The following is a 19,148-nucleotide window of genomic DNA, read 5'->3' as shown; positions in this document are numbered from 1 at the left end:
CACGGACTCTTCGGAACCCCACCCGAAATGACGCAACGCCGCTATCTGCAACTGGACGTGTTCGCCGACCGGCCCGGCGCCGGCAATCCGCTGGCCGTGGTCCTCGACGCCGAGGGCCTGGACGACGACGCCATGCAGGCCATCGCCCGCTGGACGCGCCTGCCCGAAACCACCTTCGTGTTCCCGCCGACCCAGCCCGGCGCCAGCTACCGCATCCGCATGTTCAGCCCGCGCCGCGAGGTGCCGTTCGCCGGCCACCCGAGCGTCGGCACCGCCTGCGTCGTGCTCGAGGCCGGCCTGGCCGAGCCGGTCGACGGCCATCTGGTCCAGGAAGGCGTGGTCGGCCTGTTGCCGCTGTCGGTCGACGGCGAAGGCGACGCCCGCACCATCGCCGTGCGCACGCCGCGCGCGCGGGTGCTGGAAACCGCTGCGGCCGGCGACCCGCGCCTGGCCGAGACCCTGCGCGAGCTGCCGCTCGGCGTCCTGCCGCCGGCCTTGGTGGACGGCGGCCGGCGCTGGTGGCTGGCCGAACTGCGCGACGAGAGCGCCCTGCGCGCGGCGACCCCGGACTGGGCCGCGATCGGCCGCCTGGCCGAAAGCACCGAAAGCATGGGCCTGTGCGCATTCGCGCGCGCCGACGCCGGCCGGGATTACGACCTGGTGGTGCGCGCCTTCGTCGGTGCGCCGGCGCAGTTCGAGGACGCCGCCTCGGGCGCGGCCAACGCCACCCTCGCCGCCTGGCTCAATCACAACGGCGCCCTGCCCGGCCGCGACGGCCGTTACACCGTCAGCCAGGGCCGCGAAGTCGGCTTCGATGCGCGCCTGCAATTGCGTGTCGACGGCGACGGCGAAGTCTGGTCGGGCGGCCGGGTCAGCAACGTGGTACGCGGCCAGATCGACTGGCGCTGAGCGCGGCGCGCGTGCCGGGCTTCGGCCGTGGCCGCCAGCCCGGCAGCCACGCTCAAGCCGCGCCGGCGGCTTCGGCTTTTTCGCGACGCGCCACCGCACGGCGGCCCAGCGCGACCGCGATGAAAGCCGGCAGGTACATCAGCAAGCCGTAGATCGCCGCCGGTACGGCGATCTGCGGCGATTGCAGCAGGGTCAGCGCGATCACGATCGCCAGGGTGCTGTTCTGCACCCCGACTTCCATGCCGACCGTGATCGCATCGCGCAAGGCCAGGCCGGTCAGCCGCGCCAACAGGAAACCGCCGCCGATCGCCGCCGAACACATCGCCAGCGCGGCCGGGCCGAGTTCCGGCAAGGTGCGCAGCAACAGTTCGCTCTGGGTCACGCTGATGGCGACGATCAACAGCAGCAACAGCAGCAAGGCGAAGCGGCTGACCCAGGGTTCGACGCGCAGGGCGAAACCGCTCGCGTAGCGGCGCAAGGCCATGCCGAGCAACACCGGCACCAACACCAAGGCCGCCAGGTGCATCACGGTCTGGCCGACCGGCAGGCGGATCTCGCGGGTCTCGCCGCCGAACCACTGCAGAGCCAGGTTCACCAACAGCGGCACGCTGAGGAAGGTCACCAGCGCGCTGATCACGGTCAGCGTGACCGCCAGCGCGACATTGCCGCGGGCCAGATAGGTCAACGCGTTGGAGCTGCTGCCGCTCGGGCAGGCGGCGACCAGCACGAAGCCGACCGCGAATTCGAGCGAATGCGGGAACAGCCAGGCGACGGCGAAGCCCAGCAAAGGCAGCAACAGGTAATGGCCGACCAGGCCGACCGCGACCGGGCGCGGATTGCGCCCGATGCGCTGGAAATCTTCGCCGCGCAGGGTCAGGCCGATGCCGCACATGATGATGGCGATCGCGATCGGCAGACCGATCTTGAGCAACACGCTGTCCTGCATGGCGATCTCCTTGAGTTTTCGCGCGCGTCTGTCGTTGCGGCCGTCGTCGGTGCGGCATCGACCGACCGCGGCTCATCCGACGATGAGCGATGGCGGTTGCTGCCGACTGTCGCACATTCGATGCACTGCGGTCGCGATACCGCGTCGCGAGTTCCGCCGCGGGCTTGCGGTTCGCAGGCGTACGCAATCGGCGCCGCACAAACGAAAACGCCGGAACCTTTCGGTTCCGGCGTTCCAGTCGCGGTCGCGGCACACCGTTCCTTCCGCCGCGCCGAAGCCGACTCAGTCGGGACGCACGTCCACGCGCACGCGGATGCGGTCGCCGGGGTTGTGGTTGGTGCGGGTGCGATAGGTCTTGCCGGCGTATTCGTAGGTCACGTCGTAGGCGCTGACCGAACGCTCGCCGCCCGAGTAGTAGTTGCCGCCGCCGGCCGGCACCGGGTCGCAGACCCGCACCGTGCCCGTACGCGGCTCCTGGCTGCGCTTGCTCTGCTCGTAGATGCTGCGGCCGGCCATGCCGCCGACCATCGAACCCAGCGCCGAGGTCGCGTAGCGCGCGCTGCCGCCGCCGACCTTGCTGCCGAGCACCGCGCCGACGATGCCGCCGACCACGGTCGCGGCGGTACGGCCGCCTTCGGTGCCGACCGCGCGGCGCTGGTTTCCGTACTGGTCGTAGTAACTATCGTCGCGGCGCGGCTCGTACTCGTTGCCGTAGTACGAGTCGCCCTGGACGTAGGTCGGGCGCTCGTAGCAGCGCTGGCCCTGGTTGACCGGCTGCGAGCTGTAGTTGTCGAACACCGGATCGACACGGATCACCCGCGCGTAGTCGACCTGACTGCTGTTGTAGTCGCCGACCTGCTGCGATGAGCCATAGGACGAGCCGTACGGCTGGCCATACGACTGGGCCGACGCGACGCCGGTGGTGGCGGCCAGACCCAGGCCCAGGGCGGTGACTAGCAAGCGGTTCATCATGAGCTCCAGGCGCCGACATGGCGCGGGATGGATCGTCGGGCCGCAGCGGTCAACCCGGGCTGAATGCAGCCGGGGGCGTGGCGGTACGGCCTGTGTCGTTTACCTCGCCGACAGCCAGTCGGCCGCCTGCGCGGCCAGCCGGGCGGCGTCGCGCCCCAACAAAGGGCCGACGTGGCTCGGCGACGACCACGGTAACAAAGTCGCGCCGATCGCCGCTGCGAACTGCGCCGACAATTCCGGCGCGACGTCGTCGTCGCGCTGCGAGGCGATGCACAGCACCGGCACCTCCACGGCGGGCATCTCTACAGCCGGCATCTCAACGGCTGGCACTTCGACACCGGCATGCGCCTCGCGCAGCACCGCGCCGGACTCGTCGCGCCAGCGCCGGAACGCGTACAGCACGGCAGCTTCGTCGGCATCGACCATGGCGCGCCGGGTCGAGGCCAGACGCGCATCGCGCCGCCAAGGCACCACATCGGGCCAGTCGCGCGCCGGCAATCGCGCCGCCCACGGCGCCGGCGGCAGGGGGTTGATCAGCACCACCGCGTCGGCCAAGTCCGCGCACAACCAGGCCAGCAGGCCGCCGAGGCTGGCGCCGATCACCGCGCGCGGCCGCGGCAAGGCCTCCAGTTCGGCACGGACCTGGCGCCGGTAGTGGTCGAGCGTGGTCGCGGCCAGGCCCTCGGGCGCCGGCCGCAGATCCGGCGCGACCGTGCCGAGGCCGCGCGAGCGCAGCACGTCCTGCCACAGGTTCCACTCCCAGGCGCCGGCCCCGGCGCCATGGATCAGCAAGGCATGGCGGATACAGGCGCGCGGCGTCATGGGATCGGGCATCGGGTTCGACCAAGACCGACCGCCCTCGTCCGCGACGCGGGAGAAGGGTCGGTGCAAAGACAGGTTACTGGCGGCCTCGCCGAAGCGGCGCGACGCCGGACTCGGCGCCTGCCGGGCGAGGCAGGCCCAGCGCCGCTCCCGCTCGATGCGGGAACGGCCGCCCGGCCCGGCTCAGACCAACTTGGCTTCCAGGCTCATCGGCACCGCGCTGAGGGCCTTCGACACCGGGCAGTTGGCCTTGGCGTCCTCGGCGATGGCCTGGAACTTGGCGGCGTCGATGCCGGGCACTTCGGCGGTGAGCTTGAGGCGGATCTGCGACAGGGTCGGCCCGCCTTCCATCGACAGGTCGACTTCGGCGCGGGTGTCGAGCTTGGCCGGCGGATGCCCGGCTTCGGTCAACTTGGCCGACAGCGCCATGGTGAAGCAGCCGGCGTGGGCGGCGGCGATCAGCTCTTCGGGGTTGGTGCCTTTCTCGTCGCCGAAGCGGCTGTTGAAAGCGTAGCGGGTGCCGTCGAGCACACCGCTCTGCGGCGTGCTCAGGCGGCCCTGGCCGCTTTTCAGATCGCCTTCCCAGTGAGCGGTGGCGTGGCGCGAGATACCCATGGTGCCGTTCTCCAACGATGAGGGGCGGCCAGGGTAACCGGGGGGAGCTAGGAAACAGTGAAGACGAACGAGTAGTGAGTAACGAGGCGGGAGGCTTCGCTCCACTCGTTACTCGCTGCTCGTTACTCGCTCCTGGCTTGCCGCTCCTCGCATGCGGCGCCGCAGCACGCGCAAACGCCAAGCCACGCACGCTTCGCCGCGTCGGGCTTGACCCACCCTCGCGCCTGCGGGAGTCTGTGGTTCCGGCCCCCGCCGGCAGTAACCCGCCATGACCGCCCGCCGAGCGCCACGCTCGGGCGCGCAGCGCGGACAGCCATGACGGCCTTCCCACCCTAGCCTCAGGGAGAAGTCCGCTCATGTCCTACAGCACAGCATCCATTCGCAACGTGGCCTTGGCAGGCCACCCCGGCGCCGGCAAAACCACGCTCTTCGAAGCCCTGCTGCAGGCCGGCGGCGCAGTCCAGACGGCAGGCAGCATCGAACGCGGCACCACGGTTTCGGATTTCGACCCCATCGAGAAACAACGCGGCCACTCGCTCGACGCCGCCATCGCCAGCACCGATCACGCCGGCATCCACGTCAACCTGATCGACACCCCCGGCTATCCGGATTTCCGCGGCCCGACGCTGTCGGCGCTGGCCGCGGTCGAGACCGTCGTGGTGGTGGTCGATGCCGACAGCGGCGTCGAATACGGCACCCGCCGGATGATGGAGCACGCCAAAGCGCGCCGGCTCTGCCGCGTGCTGGTGGTCAACAAGATCGACCACGAGGGCGCCGACCCGGCCGGCGTGCTGGAAGCGATCCGCGAAAGCTTCGGCCCCGAATGCCTGCCGCTCAATCTGCCCGCCGACGGCGGCAAGGCGGTCGTCGATTGTTTCGCCACACCCGGCAACGACGGCGGCGGCAGCGACCTCGGCGCGGTCGCCGACTGGCACCAGAAGATCATCGACCAGGTGGTCGAGGTCAACGAAACGGTGATGGAGCACTACCTCGACCTCGGCGAAGGCGGCCTGTCGGGCGACGAGTTGCACGACGCCTTCGAGCAATGCCTGCGCGAAGGGCATCTGGTGCCGGTGCTGTTCTGCTCGGCGCGCAGCGGCGTCGGCATCAAGGAACTGCTCGACGTCGCCGAACGCCTGTTCCCGCACCCCGGCGAAGCCAATCCGCCGCCGTTCGTCAAAGGCGTCGGCGAAGACGCCCAGCCCATCGTCGCCGCGCCCGACCCGGACGCGCACGTAATCGCCGACGTGTTCAAGATCGTCAACGACCCCTTCGTCGGCAAGCTCGGCGTGTTCCGCGTCTACCAGGGCACGGTGCGCAAGGACACCCAGTTGTTCGTCGACGACGGCAAGAAACCGTTCAAGGTCGGCCACCTGTTCAAGCTCAAGGGCAAGGAGCACGTCGAAGTCGACCAGGCGATCCCCGGCGACATCGCCGGCGTGGCCAAGGTCGACGACCTGCATTTCGATGCGGTCCTGCACGACAGCCACGACGAAGACCAGATCCACCTCGCGCCGCTGAATTTCCCGCGGCCGATGTTCGGCCTCGCGGTGGAGGCGGCGAGCAAGGGCCAGGAGCAGAAACTCGCCACCGCCCTGCACAAGCTGTCCGAAGAAGACCCCTGCTTCCAGGTCGAGCACGAGGCCGAGACCAACGAGACCGTGATCCGCGGCCTGTCCGACCTGCACCTGCGCATCAACATCGACCGGCTCAAGGACAAATACGGGGTCGAGGTGACGGCGCGACCGCCGCGCATCGCCTATCGCGAAACCGTCAGCGGCAAGGCCGAGGGCCACCACCGTCACAAGAAACAGACCGGCGGCGCCGGCCAGTTCGGCGAGGTGTTCCTGCGCGTGGAACCGCTGCCGCGCGGCGGCGGCTTCGAGTTCGTCGACGAGGTCAAGGGCGGCACCATCCCCGGCCAGTTCCTGCCGGCGGTCGAGAAAGGCGTGCGTCAGGTGCTGCACGACGGCGCGTTGGCCGGCTACCCGATCCAGGACGTGCGGGTGATCGTCTACGACGGCAAGTACCACACCGTCGACAGCAAGGAAGTGGCCTTCGTCGCCGCCGGCAAGAAAGCCTTCCTCGATGCGATCACCAAGGCCCGTCCGCAGGTGCTGGAACCGATCGTCGATCTGGAGGTCAACGCACCCGAGCAGCACATGGGCGACATCAGCGGCGGCCTGGCCAGCAAACGCGCGCGCATCAACGGCACCGACAGCGTTCGCGGCGGCGAGATCGTCGTGCGCGCGCAGGTGCCCTTGTCGGAACTGGAAGGCTACGCCGCCGAGCTCAAGTCGGTGACCGCCGGACGCGGCCGCTACTCGCTCGACTTCAGCCATTACGAGCCGGTGCCCGGCAGCGTCCAGCAAAAACTCATGGAGGCCTACAAACCCAAGCACGAAGAGGACTGAGCGGGGCCCGGGCTGCTAACGTTCGCGGTCCATCGTCCCGAACCGCGAACATGCCCAAACACCGCAGCGACCGCGAGCGCTCCGAGATCCTCAACCGCAACGCGCAACGGCTCGTCCATCGCGGCGGCGAGCGCGAGCTCCACTGGTACCGACGCGCGGCCCAGGCCGATCCGAGCTGGGCCGCACCGTGGTTCAACCTCGGCCTGGTGCACAAGTACCGCGGCGAGTGGGCCGAATCCCTGCAGGCCAATCGCGCCGCGCTGGAACGCCAGGGCGACCATGCCGGCGCTTGCTGGAACCTGGGCATCGCCGCGACCGCGCTGAGCGATTGGAGCTGCGCCCGCGAGGCCTGGCGCAAGTACGGCGTGGGCCTGCCCGAGGGCGAGGGCCCGATCGAAGCCGGACTGGGCGCGATGGTGCTGCGGATCGATCTGGACGATAGCGGCGAGGCGGTCTGGGCCGAACGCATCGACCCGGCACGCGCGCGCATCCTCAACGTGCCGCTGCCGGGCAGCGGCCATCGCTACGGCGACATCGTCCTGCACGACGGCGCCGTGCAGGGCACGCGCAAGGTCGAAGGGCGCGAATACCCGGTGTTCAACGCCCTCGGGCTGTGGCAGGCCTCGGCTTACGCCACCTACGAGGCGTTGATCGAAACCCCGGCGCCGGAAACCTTGGCGGCGCTGGTCGAGCGGGTGCGCGAGGGCCAGGGCGAAAGCAAGGGCCAGGTCGAGGACTGGACCCACAGCGTGCGGTATCTGTGCAAGGCCTGTGCCGAGAGCGACCACGACCACGGCGACAGCGCCAAGCCCATCCCGCACACCCACTTCCAGCTCGGCATCGCCGCGACCGACGAAGCCTGGCTGCGCGGCGTGCTCGACGACTGGCTGGGCGCGCATCCGCAGGCGCGCCTGCTCGAATTCAGCCGCGCCTTTCCCGCCGACGTCACGCCCTGAGGCCGGACAATCGCAGCGGGCGCAGTCCCGTCCGCACCGCTGCGGCGGCGCTCACAAGCGCCGCGCCGCCTCGTTACCATCGGAATCAAGGAGCGCCACGATGCCCACGACCTCGCCATCCGATCGCCGCAGCACGCCGGGCCCTGCCGCGGCGTTGGCCTGTCTGCTCGTCGCCGTCGCCTTGCTGCCCGCGCTCGCCGCGGCCGCCGGGACCAAGGCATCGTCGCGCACGGCCCTGCAGAACCGCTGCGGCTGGTTCATCAACCCGACCCCGGCCAATGCCTGGCTCGACGATCGCGATGGCAGTTGGACGGTGGCGCTGCAAGGCGGCCACCAGGCCGACGGCGACTGGCCCGAGTTCGCCGACAAGGATTGGGTCGTCACCAACGGCAGCAGCTACGGCCATGGTTGCGCCTGCATGAAGGTCAAGGTGGACCGCAAGACCATGACGGTGCTGCGGATCGCCTCGGCGCAGAGCAAGCCGCTCGCGCAGTGCCGCCGCGACCCGAAGCTCAAGGAACCCAAGGACTGAGCCGCGCACCCCGCCCATGACCGCAGCCCCGACCACCCCCGCTCCGCCGTCGCTGGAAACCGATCCGGAGCTGACCAAGATCGTCTCCGATGCGTTGACGGTCGTCTCCAATCCCACCGACCTGCTCGCGACCCTGTTCGTGGTGGTGGGCAGCGTGCTCGCGTCGGCGCTGATCGTCCGCCGTATCCGGCCGCGGCTCAAACATCGCTTCGCCTGGCTGACCCTGCTCGACTACCTCGCCACGCCGGTGCTGTCGCTGACCTTGCTGTCGCTGTTCGGCCTGTTCGGCGACCTGTTCGACAACCCACTGATCGATCTCGGCGGCACCTTGATCGCGCTGCTGTGCCTCATTCGCCTGCTCGGCGCGATCGTCGAACTGCTGTTCCGCCCGACCGCGACCCTGCGCTTCATGCTGCGCGTGGTCACGGTGCTGCTGTGGATCTATGTGGTGCTGCAGATCTTCGGCACGCGCAACCCGTTGATCGGCCAGTTCTTCTCGACGCAATGGAGCGTCCTCGGCTTCAGCCTGACCACCCGCCACATCCTCGACGGCCTCACCGCCGGCGTGGTGATCGTGATCGTCGCGCTGTGGGGCGACAAGGCCATCGGCAACCTGCTGCGGCGCAACCGCACCCTGCAGCCGAATTTCGTCCTCGCCCTGTCGCGCATCTTCAGCGTGCTGATGTGGATCGCCGCACTGGCGCTGATCTTCTCGATCAGCGGCATCAACCTCACCGCCCTGGCCGCGTTCAGCGGCGCCCTCGGCATCGGCCTCGGGCTGGGCCTGCAACGGCTCGCGGCCAGTTACATCAGCGGCCTGATCGTGCTGTTCGAGCAGTCGGTGCGGGTCGGCGACAACATCGCCACCAACAACATCATCGGCCGCGTCACCCGCATGACCGTGCGCTACACCATGATCCGCACTCGCGACGGGGTCGAGGCGATCGTGCCCAACGACAGCCTGACCAGCAACGTGATCGTCAACCAGTCCTGGTCCGACCGCAATCTGCGCCTGGTCTGCGGCGTGCTGGTGAGAGGCGACACCGACACCCATGCCGCACGCGCGCTGTTCCTGGAGGCGATGAAGGCGCAGGACCGCGTCCTGCAGCAACCGCCGCCGCATATGTACGTCACCGGCGTCAACGACAAGGGCATCCAGCTCGACGGCCACTTCTGGATCAACGACCCCGAGAACGGCCAGCACAACGTCGTCTCCGACATCTACGATGCGGTGCTGCAGTCGTTCCGCAAGAACGGCATCGCGCTGGTGGCTACTTGAGCTTTGACCGCCGAATCGCATCGGCGGTCTGAACGCTATTCGCCGCACCACCGTCAATCCTGTCCGCGTCGGATTGCTGTGGCGTTGACCTAGGTGATTCGACATGGGCGCGAACAAACTAAGCCCATAGAACGATTCGATGGCACATTGTCGCCATAGCACATTTCCAATAAGCATCGCCCCGCGAGGCGCCCATGCAGCTCACGAGCTGAATGGCGCGTTGCGACGCGCCGGTTGCGACAGAACGATGCTTCAATAGCGTGCCGCTCAAGATCGGCAGGCTGCGGATGTTCGTGTGGATACGCGTCACCCGCGCCATTTCTTCGCCGCCTGTAACTCCAGGCACACTTCACGACCTATGGAAAGCGTCATCACATGAAGCGACTCACCCTCCCCTTACTGCTGTTGTCGGCAAACCTTCCCTTCCAGTCCGCCCAGGCAGCCGAATTCGTTGACGGCACCTTCGCGTTCATGACTGCCGAGATGTGTTACGAAACGCCAGCCACCAGCGGCTGCTACAAGAACGACCCCGAGCAGGCGCGCAAAGCCGTGAATGCGCTGGCGGATCTCGGCGTCACCCGGTTCCTGCTGCCGCCGACCGACACGCTCGCCATTGCGCGATTGATCGGCGGCCCGATCAAGGACCGCGGTTTGACCTTCTACACCTATGAAGGCTTCAACTGGTACAGCACCCGAGGTCCGGACGGTGCCAAGGACTGCGCGGCCTACACCACCAAACGCATCGACCCCTTGCTCGCGCCGCTGCGCGCGGAATTCGGCGACACCTACGCCGGCCTGCATTTCGCCGACGAACCCGCCATCGCGGACATCGCGCGGCTTGAGCAACAGACCAACTGCGTGAAGAGCGACGCCCGCCTCAACGGCATGAAGATCTTCGTCAATCTGCTGCCGCTGCATGCCAATGAAGGTTCTTATAACGGCACCGAACATGCTGGCGCGCTTACGCCCGCGCAATACGGGGTGAACTGCAGCGCCGGCTCGATCGCGCAGCCCGACCTCACCGCGGCGATGGTCAACAAGTACTCGAATTACGCACGCGACGCGGTCGATAAAATCCGCCCCGACTATCTGGCATTCAACCTGTATCCGTTCGTGCCTTCACTGCAGAACTGCGTGACTGCCCGCGACCTGCTGTTGTCCGAGAACATGTCGATCATCTCCAACCTGGCCCGCAGCCGTGCCCGCACGTCGGTAGCCTACTTGCAGAACGTGCGGACCGCCGATCCCTCCAACCACCCGGACCCATTCAACTACGCCGACTTCAATCATCTGCGCTGGTTCGCTTCCTGGTTCTATACCTTCGGCGGCAACGGCCTGGCCAATTTCGCCAGCCACACCCACCGCTACAGCGGAGGCCTCAATGGCGGCGGCTTCCAGACCGGCTTGCTGGATTGGAATAACGAACCGACGTCTATCGCCGGCGACGAACTGAATCTGCACAGCTTTGCTCAGCAATTCCAGCGCGAACTGAGCAACTATAATTATCGCGGCTTCGTCGACAACGCACTGGGCGTAAACAGCGGCGAACTGGTCGGCTGGATCTCCTCGAACCAAGTATTGGCTGGCGAGTACGGCACCGGGAGCGATAACCGCGTGCTTGTGACATTCGCCCGACGCTCGCCCACCATGGCCGGTTCGGCGACGATCGGCCTCAACCGCTGGTGGACGCAAGTCGAGAAACTCGACCCGTGGACCGGGCAGTGGACGACCGTGGGCACCAGCACCAACAGCATCAACGTCTCGCTGAGTACCGATCCGGGCGCGCTGTACCGACTGTCGATGTAACCATCGCGCTCGATCGAGACGACAAGGCCTCCGGCGGGCCTCTCGCCGCCGACCGTTTCCGGTTGGCGGTGATTTCCCGACGCCCCGCCCCACCCGATCCGGCCACCCTACGATAGGCGGCTGCGTCAGTCCCCGCCGCTGGAGTAGCATGACCCAATGGCCGAAATCGCCCACCCGCGCTTCTTCTGGCAGTTCCCGATGCGGCCGATCCGCGAGAAGGGTTTGGCCGAGGCGCTGCCCGACGACGGCCACCTGCGCATCCTGTTCCTGTGGGGCAAGGACTGCCCGAACTGCGATATCGCCAAGGGCCAGATCCTGCTGACGCCGGAACGCTTCGTCTGGCCCGACGTCGAATGGCTGCACGACAACGTCTACGAAGACCCGGGCATGGGCACGCATTTCGGCCTGCACGGCATTCCTGCGTTCTTGGTGTTCCGCGGCGCCAAGAAGCTCGGCCGGATCAGCCAATGGCCCGGCACCGATGCCTTCGTCGCCGCGATAGAAAAACTGCGCGTGGCGCCGGCGCCGGCTGCCCCGCCGCAAGCGCTTTAAGAGTAGGAGCGGCGCAAGCCGCGATAAACCGAAGAAGCCGAATACCACGTAGCTCCCGAAGCCGACAGCCCTCCGGATCGCTTTTGGGGGCATCCGATCTTCGGCCACCACGCTCGCGTGCGCCGCTGCGGTTGATCGCGGCTTGCGCCGCTCCTACCCCAGGCAAACCTCGGCCCGGCGCGTCGCCATCTCTCACACCGCCCGCGCAACACAGCTTCCCGCCCGGCAACGACCGCCCAGGCTTGGCGCGTGCACCGCCGCGGAGCAGACTGCGGTTCTTCCCGCCGCGACCGCAGGCCGCCGCCATGTTCGACTTCACCACGCTCGCCGCCTACCTCGCCGCCGCTGCGGTGCTGGTCCTGATTCCCGGACCGGGCACGGCCTGGATCATCGCCCAGAGCGCCGCCGGCGGAACCTCGCGCGGCGTGCAGGCGGCGTTCGGGCTCGAAACCGCCACCCTGATCCATGCGCTCGCCGCCGGCCTCGGCCTGTCGGCGTTGCTCGCGACCTCGGCGCTGGCCTTCGAGGCGATCAAATATGCCGGCGCCGCCTATCTGATCTGGCTCGGCATCAAGGCCTGGCGCAGCCCCTCGCCCGCCCCCGCCGCGACCGACGACGCATCGCAGGCAGCGGCAACCTCGGCGCGCCACGTCTATCTGCGCTCGGTGATGACCGGCGTGCTCAATCCGAAGGTCGCGCTGTTTTTCCTCGCCTTCCTGCCGCAGTTCGTCCATCCCGAGCGCGGCATGGTCTGGCTGCAGTTCCTGGTGCTCGGCGCCTTGCTGTCGCTGATCGGCCTGTCGCACAGCGTGTTGCTGAGCGTCGCCTTCGGCCATTTCGGCCGCCGCATCGGCCGGCGCTTCTCCGGCGGCGGGCGCTGGAAAGAACGCCTGACCGGCAGCGTATTCATCGCCCTGGGCCTGCGCCTGGCGGTGCAGCAGCGCAGCTGAGGCGCAGCGCCCGCACGCCCGGGCGCTTCGGCGAGGACCCAACCGCGGATGTACGGCGCCGCCGGCGCAGGCCGTGCTTCGTCTTGAAGCGGCGGTCCCGCGCCCACAGGTCGGAGATTCACGACCTCGATTGCAGGAGCGCCGCGCATGAAGACACAGGGTTTTCTCGACCAATTGCTGAAGACCGCACAAAGCAGCCTCGGCGGGGCGGGCGGACTCGAAGGCCTGCTCGGCGGCGGCAAACCGCCGGTGCCCTATCAGGACAAGTACGCACGAGATAAGCAAACGGAAGAGAAACGCGGCCTGCTCAATGCCGACTTCGGCAAGGGCGCGCTCGCCGGCGGCGCACTCGGCCTGCTGCTCGGCCACCGCAAGCTGCGCAAGAGCGCGGGCAAGATCGCCTTGTACGGCGGCGTCGCCGCGGTCGGCGTGCTGGCCTACAAGGCCTATGGCGAATACAAGCGGCAGCAGGATGCCGGCGCCGCGGAGCCGCAGACCGTCGACCGCCTGCCGCCGCCGCAGGCCGAGCAACACAGCCAGGCCATCCTGCAGGCGCTGGTCGCCGCATCCAAGGCCGACGGCCATATCGATGCGCGCGAACGCGAGGCCATCGAAGGCGAATTCACCCGCATCGACGGCGACCCGGAACTGCGCCGCTGGCTGCACGACGAACTGGAAAAACCGCTCGACCCGGCCGAAGTGGCGCGCGCCGCGACCACTCCGGAAATCGCCGCGGAGATGTACCTGGCCAGCCTGCTCGCCGCCGATGAACAGAGCTATATGGAACGCGCCTATCTCGACGAACTGGCGCGCCAGCTCAAGATCGACGACGCGCTCAAGAGCCGGCTCGAACAGCAGTTGCGCGACGCCCAAGCCTAAGCACCCCGAGCGCTCCCGGCCGCTGCGCAGAGCGGAACTCGGTCACAAGCGGGCGCGGCGGCGGCGCGTCCGCACCGCCGGCGCTGCCGCCGGTCGGCGCGGCGCCCTCTTCGTCGATGGCAGCCGTTAGGATCGCTGCGCCGCCCTACTGCGCGGCGCTTCCCTATCGACCGGACCGTCGCCGATGCGTTTGCTGATTCCCGCCTTGTTAGCGCTGACCTTCGTCGGCTGCTCCTGCCAACGCCAGGCCGAGACCGATACGCCCGTTGTCGATGCGGCGACGGCGCCGGTCGCCGACGATGCCGCCGCGCGCGCCCGCGCCGATGCCGCCAAACGCGCCGACGCACTGAGCCAGCAGCGCCTGGATGCGATGAACGAAGCGGTCAACAAGCTGCATCTGTACCTGCAGCAACTCAGCAGCGGCAAACGCGAAGCGGCCGACAAGCATTGGGCCTATCAACGCATGCCGCGCGGCAACGAAGAAGCCGACCTGCGTTCGATCAAGCAATTCACCTCGATGCGGATCGAGAACGACACGCCGAAACCACTCGACCAGGAAGCGGTGCCGGAATCGCTGGAAATCCCGGTGGAGCTGCGGGTCGACGTCGCCGACGGCGAGTCGCGGCGCTACACCGGCTGGTATCGCATGCGACGCAGCCCGGTCGACCGCAGTTGGGAACTGACCGCCACGTCGCTGTCGGTGAAACTGCAGTAAGCCGAGCGCGCCACGCTGGCGCACTCGACGCCCACCCCGGTCAGCGCGCGTCCAGCGAGCTGAGCCTGCGCTGTGCCCGACTTCCGGCATCTCGCCGCAATCGAGGAGGGGCTTATACACTGGGCCATCGACGCGCCCTCGAACGACGGCGCGCGGTCTATGTCTCTACGGACCCCGTCATGCGCCCGAATCGTTTCCTCGCCGTCCCGGCCCTCGCCCTCGCGCTTTCCGCCCTGCTCGCCGCCTGCGGCGGCAAGGACCGCCCCGCGGACGGCACCGCCGCCGGTGCCGATCCCCAGTCGCTGCCGGCGCCTGCCGGCGCAGGCGCTGCCGGCGTCACCGGCATGCCCTCGGCGCCCGGGCCCGGCCAGGTCGGCGCGCCGGTCGAAGGCAGCACCGCCGGCCCCTTGTTCGACGAGAACGGCGATCCGATTCCCGGCAGCGACGCCGGCACGCCCGCGGCCGGCATCGACGGCACTTTGCCGCCGCCCGAGTCCGGCACCGAGACCGGCACCCCGCCGCTCGCTGCCGAACCCACCCCGGAAGACGCCGTCGCCGTCGTGCGGGATTACTACGCCGCGATCAATGGCGGCAATTTCGCCCGTGCTCACGCACTGTGGTCGGACGGCGGCAACGCCAGCGGACAGAACGCCCAGCAGTTCGCCAACGGTTTCGCCGAGACCACCGGCGTATCGGTGGAAGTGCTGGCACCGGGTCGGGTCGACGCCGGCGCCGGCCAGCGCTATGTCGAAGTGCCGGTCGCGATCACCGCCACTCAACTCGACGGCAGCCAGCGCAAATACGTGGGCGCCTACACCCTGCGTCGCAGCGTCGTCGACGGCGCCAGCGACGAACAACGCGCCTGGCGGATCGGCAGCGCCGACATCCGCGAGGTCAGGCAATGAACCCGCGCGCGGTGGCGAGCCGGACCTTCGTTGCGATCGCCAGCGTCGCCTTGCTCGGCGCTTGCGAACGCACGCCGCCCGCGCCTGCCACCGAACCGGTCGCGCAGGTGTCGCAGCCGGCGGCGACGCCGCAAACGACCGCGACCGCGGCCGAAAAAGGCCAGGACACAGCGCCGCCGGCCGAGCTCGACCACGTCCTGCCCGGCGCTCTCGCCCCCGACACCGGGCCGGCCCAGTTGCGCGCCTTGTTCGGCGCGGACCAGGTGGAGATCTCCGATCATCTGCCGGGCGCGGAAGGCGAGGAGTTCCGCGGGGTGATCCTCTACCCCAAGGATTCGGCGCTGCGCGCCTATCTGTATTTCCAGGATTCGCAACAGCTGCGCGGCCTGTCCAACGTGGTGGTGCGCGAGCCCGACTCGCGTTGGCGTCTCGACAACGGCGTGCGCATGGGCATGCGCTTGGCCGAGCTGGTCAGTCTCAACGGTAAGCCGATCCGGTTCAGCGGCCTGGACTGGGACTACGGCGGCGCGATCACCGACTGGAACGGCGGCCGTCTCGCCGCCAAGGACGGCGACCCGGTGATCCGGCATGCGCGTCTGGACCGCAATGCGCAAGCGTCCACCGCGGAAGATGCCTACCCGTCCGGCGACAACGAATTCTCCAGCGACGACAAACGCTATCCGCAACAGGGCGAACTGCTGTCGGTCGGCGAACTGCGGGTGTCGTTCCCCGGCGAGGACGATCTTTGAATCGCGCTTCGCAGGGCGGCATGAACACCAGCGTCCCGCGCATCGTCCTCGACAGCAACGTCTGCCTGGACATGTTCGCCTTCAAGGACCCGCTGACCGCCTCGTTGCTCGCGGCGCTGCGCGAGGGCCGCATCGAGGCCGTCACCGATACGGCCTGCCGCGAAGAATGGCAGCGCGTGCTGACCTATCCCAAGCTCGCCCTGGACGACACTGCACGCGCCGATTGCCTGCGCGATTACGACGAGCTGCTGCGTCTGCACCGACACGACGGCGTTCCGGCGCGCCCCCTGCCCCGCTGCGCCGATCCCGACGACCAGAAGTTCCTCGAACTCGCCCTGGCCGCCGACGCGCGCTGGCTGCTCAGCCGCGATCACGCCCTGCTGGTGCTCGGCCGCCGCACCGCGCGCGACGGCTTGTTCGAAGTGTTGACGCCGCGCGCCTGGGCCGCGTTGCAGACCCTGCGCGAGACCGCGCCCGAGGCCTGAACAGCGCCACGGATCGTGCGCGGAGGCCGTGCGATACTCGGCCCATGCAAGGCGTCCCCGTCCAGTTCGTCCACGCCCACGATGCCGCCGAATTCCGGCAGCCTTCGCATCGCGCCGGCGTCGAGCTGTACCGCGCGCACATCGTCCGCCACGCCTTCGAGCCGCACACCCACGAGGCCTTCGGCCTGGGCGCGATCGAATCGGGCGTCGAGCGTTTCCGATATCGCGGCAGCGACCACCTCGCGCCGCCGGATTCGTTGGTGCTGATGAATCCCGACGTGCTGCACACCGGCCGCGCCGAGACCGAAGGCGGCTGGCGTTATCGCATGGTCTATGTCGACCCCGACGTGGTCGAAGACATCACCGGCGAGGCCGGCTGGTGGTTCGAGGACGCCGTGCGCCACGACCCCGAACGCGCCCGTCGCATCACCGCGCGCCTGGATGCCTTGTGGAGCGCACGCGAACCGCTTGCGTTCGACAGCCAGTTGTACGCCCTGCTGATGGAGTTCCGCGATCACGCCCGCATGCCGCGGCATCTGCGCGAAGAAGCGGCTTCGCGCTTCGGCCCGGTCGTCGATTACCTGCGCGCACATCTGGCCGAACGCGTCACCCTGGAAGAACTGGCCGCGGTCGCCGGCCTCAGCCCCTTCCACTTCCTGCGCCGTTTTCGCGCCCAGTACCACGTCACCCCGCAGCAGATGCTGATGGCGCTGCGCCTGTACGAGGCCAAGCGCCTGCTCGCCGGCGGCGCTGCGCTCGCAAGCATCGCCGCCGACACCGGGCTGACCGACCAGGCCCATCTGACCCGGGCCTTCTCGCGCCGCTACGGCATCACCCCAGCGCGCTACCAGAAACAAGTCCGCCGCTGAGCGCGGCCGCGCCGAAAGCAATCTGATACAAGACCGCGCCGCCGGGTTCGCCCAAGCTGGACGCATGTGGCTAGGAACCCTCTATGCGCTCGCGGCCGGCCTGATCTGGGGCCTGGTCTTCGTCGGCCCGCTGCTGCTGCCGGAATACCCGGCGGCGCTGCAGTCGGTCGGGCGCTATCTCGCTTTCGGCCTGATCGCCTTGCCGCTGGCCTGGCTCGATCGCGCCGCCTTGCGCCAGCTGACCCGCGCCGACTGGATCGAAGCGCTGAAGCTGTCCGCTATCGGCAACCTGCTCTATTACCTGTTCCTGGCCAGCGCCATCCAGCGCGCCGGCGGCCCCTTGCCGACCATGATCATCGGCACCTTGCCGGTGGTGATCGCGGTCTGCGCGAACCTGCGCAACGCCCGCCGCGACGGCCGCCTGCCATGGCTGCGCCTGCTGCCTTCACTGGCGCTGATCGCGGCCGGCATCGCCTGCGTCAACCAAGTCGAATTGCAGGCCTTGCGCGCGGACGCCAACGCCGACGTGCGCCGCTACGCCATCGGCGCCGTGCTCGCCATCGGCGCGGTCGCGTGCTGGACCTGGTATCCGCTGCGCAACGCCGACTGGCTGCGCGACCACCCCAGCCGCAGCCCGCGCACCTGGGCGACCGCGCAGGGCTTGGCGGTGCTGCCGCTGGCCTTGCTCGGCTACATAACGCTGTGGACCTTCATGAGCGCGACCGGCCACGAGTTCCCCATGCCGTTCGGCCCGCGCCCGGGTTTCTTCATCGGCCTGATGGTGGCGATCGGCCTGTTCGCCTCCTGGGTCGGCACCTTGTGCTGGAACGAAGCCAGCCAGCGCCTGCCGACCGCCCTGGCCGGCCAGTTGATCGTATTCGAGACCATCGCCGCCCTGAGTTACGCCTTCATCCTGCGCGGCCGGATGCCGGAACCCTTGACCTTGATCGGCATCGCCCTGCTGATCGCGGGGGTGATCTGGGCATTGCGGGTGAAGCCGGTGCCTTTGGCGAATGCGGAGAGTTGTTCGGCGCATTGAGGGTGATCGCACCGCTGCCGTTGCCGTTGCCGTTGCCGTTGCCGTTGCCGTTGCCGAGATTTTGATCTGCTTTGCTGCTTTGCTGCTTTGCCGGTCAGGTGGAGACCCGGAGGGCGCCGCACAGGACGTGCGGCGTTTTCCGATAAGACAGGGACGTCTTATCGGAAAATCCCGGCGACAGCACCGCACTCGTGGCCTGTGCCCTTGCAAGGAGAGCCCTTTTCTTTGGTTAGCTTTCTTTTGTTGCTTATGACAAAAGAAAGTAACCCGGCCGCGTAGCGGGCGGAAGCTCTGCACTTGCTTATGGCTTTCATACAAGAAAGATCAAACGCTAAAAGCTTCCGCCACTAAAGCGGCGGGTTACTTTCTTTTGTCATAAGCAACAAAAGAAAGGTAACCAAAGAAAAATGCTTTTCTTTGAATCACCGGCCCGCACGTTCGGTGCATACGCAGGGCTTTTTCATACGGGACATCCCTGTCCCGATGAAAAACGGCGCGCATCCTTGCGCGCCGCCCTCCGGGTCTTCTATTGCCTTCGCTAGTGCAAAGCGACGCACAGCAACGGCAAAAGCCACAGCAAAGGCAGGGGCAACACCGGCAACACGGCTACCTATCGATCGCCGCCGTAACCGACGCCGGCCATCGAACCGACGCGGTCGCGGCTCGCGCCGCTCCTACCCTCAAATCAAGAGCACCCCACTGCGGCGTTATGCCGCATCCACCCCGACAACCGCCTGACTACGCTTGCCGGCTC

The 19,148-nt window shown here is 68.2% G+C and carries 19 protein-coding genes; 15 read left to right on the top strand and 4 right to left on the bottom strand.

Features of this window, described 5'->3' with window-relative positions:
* Positions 1–27 precede the first annotated feature (27 nt).
* Positions 28–909 carry a PhzF family phenazine biosynthesis protein gene (locus tag LC490_RS08945; protein WP_223619941.1) on the top strand — a complete coding sequence of 294 codons (882 nt, stop codon included), beginning with the start codon at positions 28–30 and terminating at the stop codon, positions 907–909.
* A gap of 52 nt (positions 910–961) precedes the next feature.
* On the opposite strand, the gene LC490_RS08940 is transcribed toward LC490_RS08945, so the two are convergent.
* The 4 genes from LC490_RS08940 to LC490_RS08925 form a co-directional block, all read right to left on the bottom strand.
* Positions 962–1,855: a bile acid:sodium symporter family protein gene (locus LC490_RS08940; RefSeq protein WP_223619940.1), complete on the bottom strand. Its 894-nt coding sequence runs from the start codon at positions 1,853–1,855 to the stop codon at positions 962–964.
* A 282-nt stretch (positions 1,856–2,137) separates the two neighbouring features.
* Positions 2,138–2,824 carry a hypothetical protein gene (locus tag LC490_RS08935; protein ID WP_223619939.1) on the bottom strand — a complete coding sequence of 229 codons (687 nt, stop codon included), beginning with the start codon at positions 2,822–2,824 and terminating at the stop codon, positions 2,138–2,140.
* Between the two features lie 102 nt (positions 2,825–2,926).
* Entirely contained in the window at positions 2,927–3,661 is a 735-nt protein-coding gene (locus LC490_RS08930) for an alpha/beta fold hydrolase (RefSeq protein WP_223619938.1), read from the bottom strand.
* Positions 3,662–3,832: 171 nt separating this feature from the next.
* On the bottom strand, positions 3,833–4,264 hold the full coding sequence (locus LC490_RS08925) for an OsmC family protein (RefSeq protein ID WP_223619937.1): 432 nt from the start codon (positions 4,262–4,264) through the stop codon (positions 3,833–3,835).
* Between the two features lie 356 nt (positions 4,265–4,620).
* Between LC490_RS08925 and fusA the strand changes: the two genes are divergently transcribed.
* The 14 genes from fusA to LC490_RS08855 all read left to right on the top strand — a co-directional run bounded on the left by fusA (position 4,621) and on the right by LC490_RS08855 (position 18,394).
* Entirely contained in the window at positions 4,621–6,678 is a 2,058-nt protein-coding gene (gene fusA, locus LC490_RS08920; protein ID WP_223619936.1) for an elongation factor G, read from the top strand.
* A gap of 50 nt (positions 6,679–6,728) precedes the next feature.
* The gene (locus tag LC490_RS08915; protein WP_223619935.1) at positions 6,729–7,634 is read left to right on the top strand and encodes a hypothetical protein; all 906 of its coding nucleotides are present in this window, start codon (positions 6,729–6,731) and stop codon (positions 7,632–7,634) included.
* A gap of 100 nt (positions 7,635–7,734) precedes the next feature.
* Positions 7,735–8,166 carry a DUF4087 domain-containing protein gene (locus LC490_RS08910; RefSeq protein ID WP_223619934.1) on the top strand — a complete coding sequence of 144 codons (432 nt, stop codon included), beginning with the start codon at positions 7,735–7,737 and terminating at the stop codon, positions 8,164–8,166.
* A gap of 16 nt (positions 8,167–8,182) precedes the next feature.
* Complete coding sequence (locus LC490_RS08905) at positions 8,183–9,445, top strand: mechanosensitive ion channel domain-containing protein (RefSeq protein WP_223619933.1); 1,263 nt, start codon at positions 8,183–8,185, stop codon at positions 9,443–9,445.
* Between the two features lie 375 nt (positions 9,446–9,820).
* Positions 9,821–11,251, top strand: coding sequence for a hypothetical protein (locus LC490_RS08900; RefSeq protein ID WP_223619932.1), 1,431 nt, complete (start codon positions 9,821–9,823; stop codon positions 11,249–11,251).
* Positions 11,252–11,407: 156 nt separating this feature from the next.
* Positions 11,408–11,803 (top strand): hypothetical protein, encoded by a 396-nt coding sequence (locus LC490_RS08895; protein ID WP_223619931.1) that lies wholly within the window; start codon positions 11,408–11,410, stop codon positions 11,801–11,803.
* A 305-nt stretch (positions 11,804–12,108) separates the two neighbouring features.
* The gene (locus LC490_RS08890; protein ID WP_223619930.1) at positions 12,109–12,753 is read left to right on the top strand and encodes a LysE family translocator; all 645 of its coding nucleotides are present in this window, start codon (positions 12,109–12,111) and stop codon (positions 12,751–12,753) included.
* Between the two features lie 147 nt (positions 12,754–12,900).
* Positions 12,901–13,632 carry a tellurite resistance TerB family protein gene (locus LC490_RS08885; protein WP_031373297.1) on the top strand — a complete coding sequence of 244 codons (732 nt, stop codon included), beginning with the start codon at positions 12,901–12,903 and terminating at the stop codon, positions 13,630–13,632.
* A gap of 184 nt (positions 13,633–13,816) precedes the next feature.
* Positions 13,817–14,347 carry a hypothetical protein gene (locus LC490_RS08880; RefSeq protein ID WP_031373298.1) on the top strand — a complete coding sequence of 177 codons (531 nt, stop codon included), beginning with the start codon at positions 13,817–13,819 and terminating at the stop codon, positions 14,345–14,347.
* A 179-nt stretch (positions 14,348–14,526) separates the two neighbouring features.
* A complete protein-coding gene (locus tag LC490_RS08875; protein WP_223619929.1) occupies positions 14,527–15,252 on the top strand; it encodes a hypothetical protein in 726 nt (241 codons plus the stop codon).
* A complete protein-coding gene (locus tag LC490_RS08870; RefSeq protein ID WP_223619928.1) occupies positions 15,249–16,001 on the top strand; it encodes a hypothetical protein in 753 nt (250 codons plus the stop codon). Before LC490_RS08875 ends, LC490_RS08870 begins: the two co-directional genes overlap by 4 nt.
* A gap of 20 nt (positions 16,002–16,021) precedes the next feature.
* Positions 16,022–16,486, top strand: coding sequence for a putative toxin-antitoxin system toxin component, PIN family (locus LC490_RS08865; protein ID WP_223619927.1), 465 nt, complete (start codon positions 16,022–16,024; stop codon positions 16,484–16,486).
* 44 nt (positions 16,487–16,530) lie between these two features.
* On the top strand, positions 16,531–17,355 hold the full coding sequence (locus LC490_RS08860) for an AraC family transcriptional regulator (RefSeq protein WP_223619926.1): 825 nt from the start codon (positions 16,531–16,533) through the stop codon (positions 17,353–17,355).
* Between the two features lie 64 nt (positions 17,356–17,419).
* On the top strand, positions 17,420–18,394 hold the full coding sequence (locus LC490_RS08855) for a DMT family transporter (RefSeq protein ID WP_223619925.1): 975 nt from the start codon (positions 17,420–17,422) through the stop codon (positions 18,392–18,394).
* Positions 18,395–19,148: the final 754 nt, after the last annotated feature.

Source organism: Lysobacter sp. ESA13C (genome assembly GCF_019970005.1).
Classification (GTDB): domain Bacteria; phylum Pseudomonadota; class Gammaproteobacteria; order Xanthomonadales; family Xanthomonadaceae; genus Lysobacter; species Lysobacter antibioticus_B.
This window is presented reverse-complemented; position numbering and strand designations above follow the sequence as displayed.